We start from the raw sequence: 15,739 nt of genomic DNA, 5'->3' as shown, positions 1-15,739 counted from the left end.
AGCAGGCAGTGCTGCGCATGCGGGCGACCTCGTCGCCCGCATGCGCCTATCGCGATTAGGCGAGGGCGATGTCGGGTGCGTCCTCGGCCTTCATGCCGATGACGTTATAGCCCGCGTCGACATGGTGGATCTCACCGGTCACGCCGGCCGACAGATCGCTGAGCATGTAGAGACCGGCGCCGCCGACATCCTCGATCGTCACGTTGCGGCGGAGCGGCGAATTCAGTTCGTTCCACTTCAGAATGTAGCGGAAATCGCCGATGCCCGATGCCGCCAGCGTCTTGATCGGGCCAGCCGAGATCGCGTTGACGCGGATATTTTCGGGGCCAAGATCGGACGCCAGATATTTGACGCTGGTTTCGAGCGCGGCCTTGGCAACGCCCATGACGTTATAGTGCGGGATCACCTTTTCGGCGCCGTAATAGGTGAGCGTCAGGATGCTGCCGCCTTCGGGCATCATCGCACGCGCGCGCTTGGTCACGGCAACGAGGCTGTAGGCCGAGACGTTCATCGTCAGCAGGAAGTTTTCAAGGCTGGTGTCGACATAGCCGCCGCGCAGTTCGTTCTTGTCCGAAAAGCCGATAGCATGGACGACAAAGTCGATCGTCGGCCAGCGCGCGGCGAGCGTTTCGAACGCGGTGTCGAGCGAGGCCATGTCCGATGCGTCGCAATCAATGAGGAAATCCGATCCCAGCTCTTCCGCCAGCGGGCGCACGCGCTTTCCAAGCGCTTCGCCATGATAGCTGAAGGCGAGCTCGGCGCCGTGATCCCTCAGTTGCTTCGCAATACCCCATGCGAGCGAACGATCATTGGCCAGCCCCATGATCAAGCCGCGCTTACCGTTCATCAAACCGCTCACAATTCCTCCATTTTTTCGTCGTAAGCCGCACTGCCCTCCTCCGCCGTTATCGGCGTCTCTGCAAGCGCGGCGTTGAGCTCGGCCCCGATTACCACGCCGAAGCCGACAAGATAGAAGAAAATGAGCGCGATCATCACGCCGGCAAGGCTGCCATAGGTGAGATCATAGCTGGTGGCGCTGCCCAGCGCGATCGGCAGCAGTTCCGTCACGCCCAGCCACCAGAGGGTGACGAAGAGCGCGCCGGGCCATTTCGGATAGCGCGGCCCGCGGTACGCGCCGGGGGTTAACGACGCGAAAAGCATGAAGAAAGCGCCGAACATCGCAAAGGCCGGCGCGACGCGCGAGACCGAGAGGAGCGGAAACGCCTCTGCCTCGAACGGCAAATAGGCCTGGACGAATTTTTCGATGCCCACGAGCAGGACCTGCGCGCTGAACGCGAACATCACGAGCACCACCGAGGCGATGATCAACCCGATAGAAACCAGCCGATATTCCCAGAAAGGGCGCGAATATTTGACGCCGTACGCCCGGCGCAAAATGTCGCGGATCGATTCGATGAAGCTGCCCGTCGTCCACAGCCCGATCAGCGCGCCGAGCCAGAGGAGCGATCCCGTGCGCGCGGTGAGCACGTCGTTGATCGGGGTTTCGAGCACCTGCGCGACGCGCGGCGGCACCGTCTGGAGAAAGGCGTTGACCGTGGCGAGCCCGTCTTCGGTGCGCCCGACCAGCCGCGCCACGGCGGCGGCGACGATGAAGAATGGAAAGAGCGCGACCAGCGCGAGATAGGCGAGGTTGCCGGCATGGACGAAGCCATCGTCGAACACCCCCACCACCACGCGCTTGGCGACGGTGAACGGATAGGTTCCGGGGCGCACCCGCGAAATGCCGTCGCGAACCGCGCTTTTTGCACGGTGGCTCAGACGCTTGCGGCGCGCTTCCGGCGAATGGGGGTGGTCTTCCCGCATTCAGTCTATACGCCCAGCCCCGCCCTTGGGTTGCGATCCGCGTCGCCGGTCCAGCTTTCGGCGAACTGGGTGAGCGCGGCGTCATCGGCCGGAATGTCGACCATCAGCGTCACCAGCTGATCGCCGCGCCCGCCGCCCTTGGCGTGGAAACCCTTGCCCTTGAGACGCAGCGTCTTGCCCGAGCTTGTGCCCTTGGGGATGGCGAGCATGACCGGGCCATCGACGGTGGGCACCTTTACCTTGCCGCCGAGCACCGCTTCCTTGAGCGAGACGGGCAGATCGAGCCGGACATTATCCCCGTCGCGGCGATAGAAATTATGCGGGCGCACCTCGATCGTGACGATCGCGTCGCCCGCGCCGCCGGGGCCCGGCTGGCCCTTGCCCGAAAGCCGCATCTGGGTGCCGTTTTCGACACCGGCGGGAAGTTTCAGGTCGATCGTCTTGCCGTCCTGCAGCGTGATCCGCTGCGGCTTGAGCGCGGCGGCATCCTCGAACGACACCGCCATGCGGTAAGCGACATTCGCGCCCTTGGCCGGGGGCGCCTGCCGCCCGCGACCGAAACCGCCAAAGCCTCCGCCGCCACCGCCGCCCGCGCGACGACCACCGCCGCCGCCGAACAGACCATCGAAAATATCGCCGAGATCGACGCCGTCATCGCCGAATTCGAAATTACCAGGGCCGCCGCGCTGCTGGCCGAAGCCGCCGCCGCCGGGGCCGCCCCCAAAGCCGAAGGGCGCGGTGGGGTTGCCGTCGCCATCGATTTCGCCGCGATCGAAACGCGCACGCTTGTCCTTGTCCGTCAGCAAATCATAAGCCGACGTGATCTTTGCAAACCGGTCCGCCGCATCGGGACGGTCCTTGTTGCGATCGGGGTGATGCTCCTTCGCCAGCTTGCGATAGGCCTTTTTGATATCGGCCTCGCTCGCGCCGCGCTGGACACCAAGGGTAACGTAGGGATCTGCTGCCATGGTTCTCTATTTGGCTTGGTTCTTTCGCTCGCACAACAAGATCGGCATCGATGGCGAATCTTCAAGACGCCCGTTTCCCTCTACCGCCACGATCGTTTATGGCAAAAGCCATGAGCATCGATCCCTTTTCCGAGTTCGACCAGTGGTATGCCGAGGCGCGGCAGCACGAGATCAACGATTCGAACGCCATGGCGCTTGCCACCGCGACGCCCGACGGGCACCCCTCGGTGCGCATGGTGCTGCTGAAGGGGCATGGCCCCGAAGGCTTTGTCTTCTACACCAACCAGGAAGGCCGCAAGGCGAGCGAAATCGCATCGAACCCGCATGTCGCGCTGCTGTTCCACTGGAAATCGCTGCGCCGCCAGGTACGGATCGAGGGGGCGATCAGCCCCGTCACTCCCGAAGTGGCCGATGCCTATTTCGCAACGCGCAGCCGCGATTCCCAGCTGGGCGCCTGGGCATCCGAACAATCCCGCCCGCTTGACGCACGCGAGACGTTCGAGGCACGCTTCGATGCGATTCAGGCCCGGTTCGAGGGGCAGGATGTCCCCCGCCCGCCGCACTGGTCGGGATATTGCGTGCGCCCCGAACGCATCGAATTCTGGCAGGACCGCGAACACCGGCTGCATGAACGCCGGCTTTTCACCCGCACCGAAACCGGATGGACGATGGGGCTGCTCTATCCGTGAGTGACGCGATCCTCACCCGGCGGGCCGCGCTGGCCAGCGTTGCGGTCGCGATCCTCCTGCTCGCGCTCAAAGGCTGGGCGGCGTGGATCACCGGGTCGGTCGCGATGCTCGGATCGCTGGCGGATACCGGGCTCGACCTTGTCGCCTCGCTGGTGACGCTGTTTTCGGTGCGCTATGCCGCGCAGCCCGCCGACAACCGCCACCGTTTCGGGCACGGCAAGGCCGAGGCGCTCGCCGCGCTGTTCCAGGTGATCCTTATTTCGATTTCGGCCTGCGGCATCGCGATTCAGGCGGTGCGGCGGCTGATCGAGGGCAATGTTTCCGCCAATGCCGAATATGGTATTGGCGTATCGGTGGCGGCGCTGATCGCGACGCTGGGCCTGATCGTCTATCAACGCCATGTGATCCGCCAGACCCAATCGATCGCGATCACCGCCGACAATGTCCATTACCAGTCCGACCTGCTGCTGAACGGCGCGGTCATCCTCGCGCTGCTGCTTGATCAGTTCGCCGGCGTGACGGGCGCGGACCCGGTGTTCGGCGTGCTGATCGCGGCGTGGCTGTTGTTCGGCGCGATGCGCGCATCGACCGCAGCGATCAACCAGCTGATGGACAAGGAATGGCCCGAAAGCCGGCGCCAACAGCTGCTGGAAGTGGCCGCACGCAGCGCCCCGCCCGGATCGATCCACGACCTGCGGACCCGATCGAGCGGCGCGCAGGATTTCGTCCAGTTCCATATCTGGGTGCCGGGCGACATGACCGTGTCTGCAGCGCACCGGATCACCGAGCGGATCGAGCGCGATCTGGAGGCGGCCTTCCCCAAGGCCGAGATCCTCATCCATCTCGACCCCGAAGGCCGGATCGACCGGCTGGGCGAAGACGACGAAGAGCTGAGGGAGACACCCGAATGAGAGTGCCGATCACGCAGGTCGATGCCTTTGCCAGCAAGCCCTTTGGCGGCAATTCGGCGGCGGTGATGCCGCTCGACGCATGGCCGGCCGACGAACTGCTGATCGCGATCGCGATGGAGAATAATCTGTCCGAAACCGCCTATCTGCTGCCCACGACCGGCGATGCCGATTTCGAGCTGCGCTGGTGCACGCCGACGCGCGAAGTGGGGATGTGCGGCCATGCGACGCTGGCGGCGGGGCATGTCGTGTTGTCGGGCGATCCGCGCCGCGAGATCGTCCGCTTCCGGACGCGCAAGGCGGGGATATTGACGGTAACGCGCGCCGAGAGCGGCTATGCGCTCGACCTGCCCGCCGTGACGACCGCGGAGACGACCAACGCGCCGCTGCTCGCCGCGCTCGGCCTTCCGCCCGAGACGCCGATATTTGTAAGCCAGGGCGCGGCCGACCCTGCGCATATCATACTGCTCGACGATGAGGCCGCCGTGTGCGCCACCGCGCCCGATTTTGCCGCGCTGGCAAAGATCGACACGATGGCGATCGTGACCGCGCCGGGATCGACCGCCGATATCGCCAGCCGCGTCTTCGTATCGGCCTGGGGCATCGACGAGGACCCGGTGACCGGATCGGCGCACGCGGCGCTTACCCCCTTTTGGGCCGCGCGGCTGGGGCACGAGCGCTTCACCGCGTTCCAGGCGTCTGCGCGCGGCGGGCATCTGGGCTGCGCGCTCGACGGGGCGCGGGCCCGGCTGTCGGGCGCGTGCGTGACCGTGATGGAAGGCAGCTTCTTCCTCTGATCCATTTACCGGGCGGCGCGCTATACTGCTGCCTGAAGTTCAACCCATGCCGGCCCGTTTGCCGGCCTTTATTTGCGAAGTTTCATCGATCATGCAGCCTGCGCTCAACATCTCCACTTCCATTCTCGGCCAGCCCTGGCGCTGGCGCGGCACCGAAGCCGATGCGCGCGACGAGAATTTCACGCCGGACGACCTGGTGGCGCAGCTGCTGCTGACCCGCGGCTGCCCGCGCGAGGAACTGGAGGCGCACCGCAAGCCGAGCATCCGCGCGTTCATGCCCAACCCCTCGATCTTCCAGGACATGGAACGCGCGGCGGCGCGCATGGCCGATGCGGTGACCGCGCGCGAGCAGGTGACGATATTTGGCGATTACGATGTCGACGGCGCGACTTCGGCCGCGCTGCTCATCCGCCTGCTGCGCGAGCTTGGCCTTGAGGCGCGCGCCTATATCCCCGACCGGCTGATGGAAGGATATGGCCCCTCGGGCGAAGCGCTTGTGCGGCTGGCGCAGGGTGGATCGACGCTGATCGTGACCGTCGATTGCGGCGCGCAGGCATTCGACGCGCTCGACATGGCGAAGGCCGCGGGCGTCGATGTGATCGTGGTCGACCACCACAAATGCGCGAGCGCGCTTCCTGTCGCGCATGCGCTCGTCAATCCGAACCGGCTCGACGAGGCCGATGACGCCGCCGCGCACGGCCATCTGGCGGCGGTGGGGGTTGCCTTTCTGCTGGGCGCGGCGCTGGTGCGCGAACTGCGCACGCGCGGCTGGTTCGCCGAGCGCCCCGAGCCCAAGCTGCTCGACCTGCTCGACATCGTGGCGCTGGGCACGGTGGCCGATGTCGCCGCACTCAAGGGCCTCAACCGGGCCTTTGTGGCGCAGGGGCTGAAGGTGATGGCGCAGCGGCGCAATATCGGGCTCAACGCGCTGATCGCAGCATCGCGCCTCACCCGCGCGCCGACGTGCAGCGATCTCGGCTTTGCGCTGGGGCCCCGGATCAACGCGGGCGGGCGCGTCGGCAAATCCGATCTGGGCGTCCGCCTGCTGACCACCGAAGACCCCGAAGAAGCGCGCCTCATCGCCGAGGAACTCAACCAGTTCAACGAAGAGCGCCGCGCGATCGAGATGCTGGTGCAGGAAGGCGCCGAGCAGGCCGCGCTGTCCAAGGGCAACCGCGCGGTGACCGTGGTGGCGGGGCGCGGCTGGCACCCCGGCGTGATCGGCATCGTGGCGGGGCGCCTGAAGGAAAAGCTCGGCCGCCCGGCGATCGTCATCGCGCTCGATGATGATGGCGTGGGCAAGGGTTCGGGGCGATCGATCGGCGGGGTCGATCTGGGCAGTGCGGTGCTGGCGGCGAAGGATCACGGGCTGCTGGTGGCGGGCGGCGGCCATGCGATGGCGGCGGGGCTGACGATCGCCGAAGACCGGATCGAGGCATTTTCGGATTTCCTCGACACACGGCTGGAGAGCGACATCGTGCGCGCGCAGGGCGAACGCGCGCTGCTGCTCGACGCGGTGCTGGCGCCCGGCGGGGTGACCCCCGCGCTGGTCGAGGCGCTGGAAGCGGGTGGCCCTTATGGCATGGGCTGGCCCGCGCCGCGCGTCGCGGCGGGCCCCGTGCGGATCATCCGCGCCGATCAGGTGGGGAGCGGCGGGCATGTCCGCGTGATCCTGGCGGGCGATGACGGCCGCCAGATCAAGGCCGTCGCCTTCCGCTCCGCCGAGACCGCGCTGGGGCAGGCGCTGCTCGCCGCGCCGCGCGATCGCCGGCTATGGATCGCCGGCCGCGCACGCATCGACGACTGGGCCAGCCGCCCCGCCGCGGAGATCCACATCGAGGACGCCGCATGGTTTGATTAAAAATTTAATCCGACATCAAAAAAAACGCATTACCCGCCTTGACCGATGATCCGGTTGCCCGTAGATGCCCCCTCACAGGCACACGGCCCCTTCGTCTAGCGGTTAGGACGCGGCCCTTTCACGGCTGAAACACGGGTTCGATTCCCGTAGGGGTCACCATTTACAAGAGCACGACTTTAAATAGTCGCTCTTGTAAAATGGTGCAAACATACAGCGCCAGCGCCTTTACTCTCCCAAACATATTTTTACTTAAAAACATCAGCGGCTGTTCCTGCGCGGCGATGCGCATGATCTTATTCCGCGTGCCTTTTGATTCGCCGCTCCCTATCCTTGGCCGCGCGCCGCCCGTCCGGCGCGATATCCATGATGCGGAGGTTGAATGTTCGAGAGTGTTGCGCCCGGTTCCCTGAATGCGACGTCGGATCGCGCCTGGAATGCCCAGGCGGTGGCGAAGCTGGCAGCCGAGCAGAATCGCTCCGCCGACACCCACCTTCTCGAAGTGCCGCTGGCGCATGCCCCGGGCATCCGGCTTTATTTCAAGGACGAATCGAGCCACCCCACCGGCAGCCTCAAACACCGGCTGGCGCGTTCGCTGTTCCTTTATGCGCTGTGCAACGGCCGAATCGGACCCGGAACGACCGTGGTCGAGGCATCCTCGGGATCGACTGCGGTTTCGGAGGCCTATTTCGCGCGGCTTTTGGGGCTGCCCTTTGTCGCGGTGCTGCCCGCAAGCACATCGCCCGAGAAGATCGCGGCGATCCGCCATCATGGCGGCCGCTGCCATAAGGTGGACGATCCCCGCACCGTCTATGCCGAGGCCGAACGGATCGCGCGCGAAAGCGGTGGCCTCTATCTCGACCAGTTCACCCATGCCGAGCGCGCAACCGACTGGCGCGGCAACAACAATATCGCCGAATCGATCTTTGCGCAGCTGGCACACGAGCCCGATCCGATCCCGCGCTGGATCGTCTGCGGCGCGGGCACGGGCGGCACATCCGCGACGATCGGGCGCTTTATCCGCTATCGCCGCCACGCGACGCAATTATGCGTGGCGGACCCCGAGCGTTCGGTGTTCCACCGCCATTTCGCCGATCCGTCGATCACCGAAGTCTCGGGCCCGGTCAGTTGCATCGAGGGGATTGGACGGCCGCGCGTCGAGCCAAGCTTCGTACCCGGCGTGATCGACCGGATGATCGCGGTGCCCGACACCGCGAGCCTTACCGCGACGCGGCATCTGAGCCGCGTGCTGGGCCGCCGCTGTGGCCCGTCGACGGGGACCAACCTGCATGCGTGCCTAGACCTGATCGAGGAGATGGTGGCGGCGGGCGAGACCGGCGCGATCGTCACGCTATTGTGCGATGACGGGGATCGTTACGCCTCCACCTGCTTCGACGATGGCTGGATGGAGGCGCACGGCCACTGCCTGAAGGGAAAGACCGACCGGTTGGCTCATTTCCTTCCGCTTCAGGCGTAACCCCCTTAGTTGGCCTTGGCCGCCGCGTTCCAGGCGGCCACTTTCGTGCGCGTTTCCGCGAGCATCGCATCGAGCGCGGCGCGGTCGTAGAGCTTGCCGCGCAGGATAACGCTGTCGATCGCGCGGGTCGCCTCGATCCGCTCGAGCGGGTTCTGGCTGAGCAGCACGATATCCGCCGCCTTGCCCGCCGCCAGCGCGCCGTAGCGATCGAGCTTGCCGAACCAGGACGGGCCAGCCCAGGTGGCGGCCTTCAGCGCCTGTGCCGGGGACAGCCCGCGCGCGACGAACAGGCTGAGTTCGTCGTGGAGGCCGATGCCGGGATAGTTGAACGAATTGAGGAAGCCCGCATCGGTGCCGGCCATGATCGGGACGCCGGCCTCGGCCAGCATCGGCAGCACGGCGGCCATCCGGTCGAAATGCGCGTGACGGGCGGCGATGGCAGCGGCATCGGCCTTGGCCGCGCGCTCGACGCGCCAATTATAGGTCTCGCGCAGTTTTGGCCCGATATAGGCGAGATAGGCGTCGCTGGCATGATCGTCGCTGTCGAGCCAGGCGATGATGCGGCTGCCGTTGAGCGTCGGGGTGACCGACAGGCCTTGGGCTGCGAAGCGGCGATAGGCGGCCATCGCGACATCGCGGTCGAACCCGCTGTCGATCCGCCGGTTCGCCTCCGCCCGGTCGATCCGCCCGGCCGCGAAATCGGCGGCGATCGCCGCCTCGTCCTTCACCCCGGCCTTATAGGCATAGTCGAGATGTTCGATCGAGCTGAGCCCGGCATCGGCGGCCTGCTGGACGGTGAGCGCCATCGGGATATGCCCCGAGGAATTGAGGCCCAGCGCCTTTGCGCGCGACACCGCATAGAGGAAAAGCTGGGGATCGAGCGTGCTGTCGGTGATCTTGACGAAATCGGCGCGCAGCCCCTGCAGCCGGGCGAGTGCAGCATCGACATCGGCCTGGCTGCCCGCTTCGAGCGTGCCCTTCCAGACCGGCTTCAGCCCCTCGATCTTGGGCCCCGAGGTGAGCAGATGGGGGCCGAACAGCGTGCCGCTGGCGATCTCTTCGCGCCATTTGAGCACGTCATAGGGAATGTCCCCCGCGGCATCGCGCACCGTGGTGATGCCGTGCGCCACATAGAGCGGGAGGAGCGCCTTGTTCTCCTCAAGAAGCTCAGGACCGCCGCCGAAATGAACGTGCATGTCCCATAGCCCCGGGATGACATAGCGCGACCTAGCCGAAATCGTGCGGGCCGCGCGCCAATCGCGCGCGACCGTGGCGGCGGGGCCGACGGCGACGATGTCTTCGCCGCGGATGACGAGCATCTGGCCCGGGATTGTCCGGCCCTGTTCGACATCGACGATGGTGGCGTCGGTGATGGCGATATCCACCGGCTTGCGTTCCGCCCGTGCCGGCGCGGTCGCCAGCCCCAGCGCCGCGAGCATCAGCATGATCGATCGTGCTTTCATAGTACCTCTATGCGTCGGGCGGGATGGAGAGCCGCCCCCTGCCCCCTCCATAGAAGCCCACGCCCAGAGATGCCCGATTTTTCTGGACCGCGCCGTACCCCGCGCGCGCATTCGGCGACATTTCCGCTACGGAATTGATCGTTTCTGATCATAAGGATCAAGTGCTTTCAGCGACGAATTCATGTAAAATCCGCCTGCTTTCAAAGCAAACTATAATCAGAACAACCATTTAAGAGGGGATGCAGTACGATGACCAAGACTCTCGTCAAATATTTTCTCGCGACATCTGCCCTATATGTAATTCCTATTACAGCGCACGCTCAGGAATCAAGCAGTAATAAGTCCCAGATCGAAGATATTATCGTCACTGCGCGCAAAACCGCAGAATCCCTTCAGAATGCCCCTGTATCGATCACCGCCTTTTCGCAGGACTTTCTGGAGAACCAGAATATCCAGCAGGTCGACAAGATCGCGCAGTTCACCCCCAACCTGATCATTTCGCGGCAACCGTCGAGCCTGACCGCCGCGTCGGTGATGATCCGCGGCGTCGGCCAGACCGAACCTTCGGCGGTGGCAGAGCCGGGCGTCGGCATGTATCTGGACGGCGTCTATATCGCGCGCACCGGCGGCGCGATCCTCGACCTTGTCGATCTGGAGCGCGTGGAAGTGCTGCGTGGGCCGCAAGGCACGCTGTTCGGCCGCAACACGATCGGCGGTGCGGTCCAGCTGGTGTCGCGCGCGCCGACCGACGAGCTCCACGCCGAGCAGAAGCTGGGTTATGGCAGCTTCGACAGCTGGTACAGCAAGACGACGCTCAACACCGGCTATATCGCCGGATCGCCCTTCAAGGCGACGTTGTCCTACCTCCACCGCCAGAAGGACGGCTGGGTCGACAACAAGCTGACCCCGGGCAGCCGTGACCCCAATGCGCTCAACAGCGACGCGATCTGGGTCCGCGTGCGCGGCGATCTGAGCGAACAGCTGCGCGTCGATTACAGCTTTGACTGGAACGACCGGAAGGGCGCACCGCCCTATTTCCAGTTCGTCGCCGGAACGGACAATGTGATCAATTATTTCAGCCGATCGGAAAGTCTGGGCGGCGATCCGTTCATCTTCAGCCGCAAGCGGCTGCGTGACGGGTTGCAGGAGGGCTTTACCGACCGCAACGGCAAATATCGCTGGGATTCGCGTGCCAAGACCCAGGGCCATTCGCTGACGCTGCAATATGAGGCGAGCGATGCGCTGACGCTGAAATCGATCAGCGCATACCGCAAGTTCGATCAGGACACGATTCTGGGCCTGAGCGGCAACGGCGATCTGCTGGGTGTCGTGTTCGATGGCACCTCCCCCACGCTGACCTCGGTGCAGCGCGTGACGACCTATCAGGGCAACAACGCGCCGCAGAAGCAGAAGCAATATTCGCAGGAATTGCAGGCGACCGGAACGATCGGCGATTTCAACTATGTGCTGGGCGGATATTATTTCCACGAGAAGGCCAACGAGTTTAATCGCCAGTTCCTGACAATCGTGACCCCGGTGGCGGGCCTGCCCTTTCTCGGCTTCCCCGCTGATGTGGCCGACGCCGTTCAGGCGCTCAACCCCGGGCTCGACCTGATCGGTGTCAACGCCTTCCCACCGGGGCATTTCGGCGGCACCGCCGATTCCTATGCGCTGTTCGGGCAGGCCAGCTGGCGCCCCTCGGCGCTGGCCGGCCGGTTGGAAATCACCGGCGGGCTTCGCCACACCTGGGATAAAAAGACGATCTTCATCGACAATGACGGCGACGGCATTTCCGATGTGAACGGCAAGGATCGGTTCACCAACCTGTCCTGGCTCGCCTCGGCCAGCTACAAGATTACCGAGGACGTGATGGCCTATGCCCGCGTTTCGACGGGGTATAAGAGCGGCGGCTTCAACCCGCGCACAACCGTGCTCAACCCGTTCGATCCGGAAAAGGTGACGTCTTATGAAGGCGGGGTGAAGGCCGACTGGTTCGACCGGCGGCTGCGCACCAACATCGCGCTTTACCGCACCGATTATAAGGACCGGCAGATCAACCAGTTCGCTTCGGGCACGGGCGGGGCAACGTCGATCATCCTCAATGCAGGCCGGGCGACGATCCAGGGTATCGAGTTCGAGGCGACCGCCGTGCCGGTGGAAGGGCTGACGATCAACGGATCGTTCGGCTATACCGATCCCAAGTTCAAACGCTTCGACTTCCGCGACCCGGCGACCAACCAGATTATCGACGTGGCCGACGAAGCGCGTTTCTCGAACGTCCCGGAATGGAGCTGGAACGCGGGGGCGCAATATGACTTCCCCTCACTCGGCTTTGGCGAGCTGCTTGCCCGGGTCGATTATTCGTGGCGGAGCCGGATGTATTTCTTCCCGCTCGACCGGGTGAACATCTTCAACACCGAGGTCTCCTCGCCCAGTCAGGGCACGCTCTCGGCGCGGCTTACGCTCTCTGAACTGGCGGTGGGCGATACCGGGGCCAAGGCCGAAATCTCGCTTTGGGGCGAAAATCTCGCGAATAACGACAAGCTGGCTTACGGCATCGACTTTGGCGGGCTGGGCTTTGGCGGCGCCTATTTCGCTGAACCCCGCAGCTTTGGGGTCGATGTGAAATTCAGCTACTAAACCACACGATCGGGCCATGCGCGGCAGAACGCCCAGCGCATGGCCTTTTTTTTCTGGATCAGAGCATCGCCGTCAGCGCGGGCGAGAGATATTCGCTGGCACCGCCCAGCGTGCGCGTGACGATAAGCGCGGCCAGCCCCTCACGCTCCGCAAGATCAGCGCCGCGCGCAGGCCCGGAAACCATCAGCGCGGTGGCCCAGGCATCGGCCAGCATCGCCGATTCATGGAGGATGGTGACCGACGCCACCGCATTCAGCACTGGCGCGCCGGTCTGTGGATCGATGCTGTGCGCATGCCGGATGCCCGCATCCTCGAAATAGCGGCGATAATCGCCCGAGGTAGCAACCGCCAACCCGCTGAGCGCAACCCGGGTGCGCGGCAGCGCGAGCCCTGGTGGCGCCTCGATATCGACCCACCAGGGTTGCCCGTCGGGCTTGACGCCCACGCCGCGCAGCTCGCCGCCAATCTCGACGATGAAATGGCGAAGGCCCGCTTCCTGAAGCGCATGCACCACCGCATCGACCGCAAAGCCCTTAGCAATGCCGCAGAAATCGAGCTCGACATCCGCCGTACGGCGCGCGCGGCTACCGTCCAGTTCGATCGCGGTCCAGAAGCCGCCGGCGGGGCTTTTGGTTGCGACTTCGCGCCGTGCGGGGCCAAAGCCCCAGCGATCGACGCACTGGCCGATGGCAGGGTCGAACGCGCCGCCACTGCGCCGCGCGACACCGAGCCCGGCCTGCAGCACCGCGCGGAAATCGTCGGGGATATACTGCCACGTGCCGAGGGGCGCGCGGTTGAACCGGCTGATATCCGAAGCCGGTTCCCAGTTGCTCATCTGCGCGATGACGCGGCCCAGCACCGCCTCGATCCGCTCGCGCACGCCTGCGGGCAGCCCCTGTTCGGGCGCGCCCGCGCGCAGCGACCAGGTGGTGCCCATGGTTTCGCCGCCAAGCGCCACGATGTCGTGCAAAAGCCCCCGCCCGACGAAAATGTCGGGCGGCAGGCTCAGTGGAACGGCGAGGCGTTCGGTTTGGCTCAGGGTGCGAGCACCTCGAGCGTCGAGACATAGGTCATGCGCCGTTCGGTGGCGTTCGGCACGGTCGTCGCCTTGTCGGTGGCGGACGCGCTCAGCCAGTACATGCCGGCTTCGGGCCAGGTGATGCTGACCTTGCCTTCGGCATCGGTCGTGAGCTTCATTTCCTTCAGCGCATCGCGGTAGCGGATGCCGCCCGGAATGACGGTGAGTTCGATATTGGCGGCAGGCTTGCCATCGACCGTGAAACCAAACACCGCCGCTTCGCCCGCGATGAGATCATTGGGGTGTGTGACCGGCACCAGTTCAAGCCCCTTGCCCACGGGCTTTAGAACGGTGTCGGTGGGCGCGCCGACGGTGACGAAGATTTCGTTGCGCGATGCGGTTTCGGTAAGCTTCACATCGGTGGCGCCGGCAGGAATGGCGGCGGCCAGCTTGTCCGCCGAAAGGCCGCGCGGCAGGCGCTTCTGCTCGCCGTTGAGCGTGTATCCACCAACGACGCCGGTGCCGGCAGAGCCGATCTTGTAGGTGCCCTTCTTGACCAGATGGACGTCGAAGGTGCTGCGATAGCGGCCGGTGGCGGCGTGCTCGATCTTTTCCTCGGCACCGTCGGGCCCGGTGGCCTTCACCGTGTCGAGCCGCATCGGCTGATGTTCGAAATAGAATAGGTCGTTCGAGATCGCGGCGTCGACCGTGACCCAGACATCGTCCCCCGACAGCACAGTCGACGAAGGCAGCATCCAGGCGCGGTGCGCATGGGCGCCGGCGGGCAGGAGCATCGCGATCGTCGATGCCAGAAGCAGAAGCTTTTTCTTCACGTCATTCTCCCCGAATAATCGATTTTTGAGGCGTGGTTTATTTGCGGAAGCCAAGCGATACGGCGCCCAGTTCGGTGGTGCCGCCGACGCGGACGACCTGGCCGGGCTTGGGCGGCCAGGCAAAGGGCAGGCGCACGACTTCGCGGCCGCCAACCTCGCGCGAGGCCTCGACGAGCAGCGTGTAATTGCCCGGCGTGAGCGCGCCGAGCGAACCGCGGCCGGCGGTGAACGAAATCTTCTGCGCGCCTGGTGCGCGGGTGGCGCCGGTGATGCCGTCGGCGGGGAATTTGAGCGTGCGGCCCGAGGCGCGCCACCATTGACGCACATCGCGCAGCCATTTGGTGCCTTCATTCGCCTTCATATCGTGATCGTACCAGACCGACAGGGTGCGCGGGGTCATCCCCTCCTTTTCCAGCCAGATCGCCACATAGGGGCGATGATATTCGGCCACCGACATGCGCGGGATGGTTACCGTCAGATCGAGCGTCTGGGCCATGGCCGGATCGACGCCCAGCGCCGCGCCGCCAAGGGCCATTCCTGCAATCACGATGCGATGCGAGATCTGCATGTTGTTTTCCTCAATGGATGAAAAAGGCGGCGAGAAACGCCGGAATGGCAAGCCCTGCGCCCACCAAGGGCCAGGTGCTCGGTCGTTTGGCGGCGTGCAGCTGGAGCAGGAAAAGCCCGGTGAACGAGAAGACGACACAGGCGAGCACGAAAATGTCGATGAACCATTTCCACACCGTGCCCGAATTGCGGCCCTTGTGGAGATCGTTGAGATAGCTGATCCAGCCGCGATCGGTGACCTCGCTGCTCACCGCGCCGGTTTCGCGGTCGATCGAGACCCAGCCATCGCCGCCGGGGCGCGGCAGCGGGAGATAGATTTCGGCGGCGGACCATTCGGCGTCCCCGCCCCCTTTTTGCGCCAGTTCCTTTTCCACCCAAGCCGCGATTTCGGGCGGCAGCGGCTTTTTGGCGTCGGGCGCATCGTCGACGGCTACCATGGGCAGCAGCGCGGGCGGCAAGGAGGCTTCCTGCGTCACCACCTTGGGCGCGCCCTCGATTTCAGCGGCGTGGTTGAGCGTGAAGCCGGTGATCGCGAAGAGCAGAAGGCCGATCAGGCTGATCGCCGAACTCACCCAGTGCCAAGTATGCAATTGCTTCAGCCAGAAGGCCTTGCGGCTTTTGCGGGTAACCGGACGAATCTGAACGCGATCGTGCACTGGGGCTCCTGACGATGAGATGCCCCCGCATAACCGCATGG

At 64.9% G+C, this 15,739-nt stretch carries 15 protein-coding genes and 1 tRNA gene; 7 read left to right on the top strand and 9 right to left on the bottom strand.

Annotated elements, in window-relative coordinates; all coding sequences use genetic code 11:
- Positions 1-55: 55 nt before the first annotated feature.
- The 3 genes from fabI to QYC26_RS10865 are packed head-to-tail and all read right to left on the bottom strand — an operon-like array spanning position 56 to position 2,792.
- Positions 56-859, bottom strand: a complete 804-nt coding sequence (fabI, locus tag QYC26_RS10875; RefSeq protein WP_317512241.1) for an enoyl-ACP reductase FabI — start codon at positions 857-859, stop codon at positions 56-58.
- Positions 856-1,824, bottom strand: a complete 969-nt coding sequence (locus tag QYC26_RS10870; protein WP_317512240.1) for a YihY/virulence factor BrkB family protein — start codon at positions 1,822-1,824, stop codon at positions 856-858. The genes fabI and QYC26_RS10870 overlap by 4 nt, the downstream gene beginning before the upstream one ends.
- Before the next feature lie 5 nt (positions 1,825-1,829).
- Positions 1,830-2,792: a J domain-containing protein gene (locus tag QYC26_RS10865; RefSeq protein ID WP_317512239.1), complete on the bottom strand. Its 963-nt coding sequence runs from the start codon at positions 2,790-2,792 to the stop codon at positions 1,830-1,832.
- Positions 2,793-2,902: 110 nt separating this feature from the next.
- On the opposite strand from QYC26_RS10865, the gene pdxH reads away from it, so the two are divergent.
- The 5 genes from pdxH (at position 2,903) to QYC26_RS10840 (ending at position 7,206) form a co-directional block, all read left to right on the top strand.
- The gene (gene pdxH, locus QYC26_RS10860; RefSeq protein ID WP_317512238.1) at positions 2,903-3,481 is read left to right on the top strand and encodes a pyridoxamine 5'-phosphate oxidase; all 579 of its coding nucleotides are present in this window, start codon (positions 2,903-2,905) and stop codon (positions 3,479-3,481) included.
- Positions 3,454-4,392 carry a cation diffusion facilitator family transporter gene (locus QYC26_RS10855; RefSeq protein ID WP_317512237.1) on the top strand — a complete coding sequence of 313 codons (939 nt, stop codon included), beginning with the start codon at positions 3,454-3,456 and terminating at the stop codon, positions 4,390-4,392. Before pdxH ends, QYC26_RS10855 begins: the two co-directional genes overlap by 28 nt.
- Complete coding sequence (locus QYC26_RS10850; protein WP_317512236.1) at positions 4,389-5,186, top strand: PhzF family phenazine biosynthesis protein; 798 nt, start codon at positions 4,389-4,391, stop codon at positions 5,184-5,186. Before QYC26_RS10855 ends, QYC26_RS10850 begins: the two co-directional genes overlap by 4 nt.
- Before the next feature lie 91 nt (positions 5,187-5,277).
- Positions 5,278-7,047, top strand: coding sequence for a single-stranded-DNA-specific exonuclease RecJ (gene recJ / locus QYC26_RS10845; protein ID WP_317512235.1), 1,770 nt, complete (start codon positions 5,278-5,280; stop codon positions 7,045-7,047).
- A gap of 84 nt (positions 7,048-7,131) precedes the next feature.
- A tRNA-Glu gene (locus tag QYC26_RS10840) sits at positions 7,132-7,206 on the top strand.
- Between the two features lies 1 nt (position 7,207).
- Here the strand turns inward: QYC26_RS10840 and QYC26_RS10835 are convergent.
- Positions 7,208-7,336 carry a hypothetical protein gene (locus QYC26_RS10835; RefSeq protein ID WP_317512234.1) on the bottom strand — a complete coding sequence of 43 codons (129 nt, stop codon included), beginning with the start codon at positions 7,334-7,336 and terminating at the stop codon, positions 7,208-7,210.
- Positions 7,337-7,426: 90 nt separating this feature from the next.
- On the opposite strand from QYC26_RS10835, the gene QYC26_RS10830 reads away from it, so the two are divergent.
- A complete protein-coding gene (locus tag QYC26_RS10830) occupies positions 7,427-8,521 on the top strand; it encodes a PLP-dependent cysteine synthase family protein (RefSeq protein WP_317512233.1) in 1,095 nt (364 codons plus the stop codon).
- A 5-nt stretch (positions 8,522-8,526) separates the two neighbouring features.
- Here QYC26_RS10830 and QYC26_RS10825 read toward each other — a convergent pair whose 3' ends face one another.
- Positions 8,527-9,984 carry an amidohydrolase family protein gene (locus QYC26_RS10825; RefSeq protein ID WP_317512232.1) on the bottom strand — a complete coding sequence of 486 codons (1,458 nt, stop codon included), beginning with the start codon at positions 9,982-9,984 and terminating at the stop codon, positions 8,527-8,529.
- A gap of 249 nt (positions 9,985-10,233) precedes the next feature.
- Here QYC26_RS10825 and QYC26_RS10820 point away from each other — a divergent pair, with 249 nt between their 5' ends.
- Complete coding sequence (locus QYC26_RS10820; protein WP_317512231.1) at positions 10,234-12,624, top strand: TonB-dependent receptor; 2,391 nt, start codon at positions 10,234-10,236, stop codon at positions 12,622-12,624.
- A gap of 58 nt (positions 12,625-12,682) precedes the next feature.
- Here the strand turns inward: QYC26_RS10820 and QYC26_RS10815 are convergent, their stop codons facing one another.
- From QYC26_RS10815 to QYC26_RS10800, 4 genes are all read right to left on the bottom strand, one after another.
- On the bottom strand, positions 12,683-13,561 hold the full coding sequence (locus QYC26_RS10815) for an FAD:protein FMN transferase (protein ID WP_317515050.1): 879 nt from the start codon (positions 13,559-13,561) through the stop codon (positions 12,683-12,685).
- 98 nt (positions 13,562-13,659) lie between these two features.
- A complete protein-coding gene (locus QYC26_RS10810) occupies positions 13,660-14,475 on the bottom strand; it encodes a DUF4198 domain-containing protein (protein ID WP_317512230.1) in 816 nt (271 codons plus the stop codon).
- 37 nt (positions 14,476-14,512) lie between these two features.
- The gene (locus tag QYC26_RS10805; protein ID WP_317512229.1) at positions 14,513-15,043 is read right to left on the bottom strand and encodes a DUF2271 domain-containing protein; all 531 of its coding nucleotides are present in this window, start codon (positions 15,041-15,043) and stop codon (positions 14,513-14,515) included.
- 10 nt (positions 15,044-15,053) lie between these two features.
- Positions 15,054-15,698: a PepSY-associated TM helix domain-containing protein gene (locus tag QYC26_RS10800; RefSeq protein ID WP_317512228.1), complete on the bottom strand. Its 645-nt coding sequence runs from the start codon at positions 15,696-15,698 to the stop codon at positions 15,054-15,056.
- Positions 15,699-15,739: the final 41 nt, after the last annotated feature.

Source organism: Sphingomonas sp. C3-2, from assembly GCF_033025475.1.
Taxonomy (GTDB): Bacteria; Pseudomonadota; Alphaproteobacteria; order Sphingomonadales; family Sphingomonadaceae; genus Sphingobium_A.
This window is presented reverse-complemented; position numbering and strand designations above follow the sequence as displayed.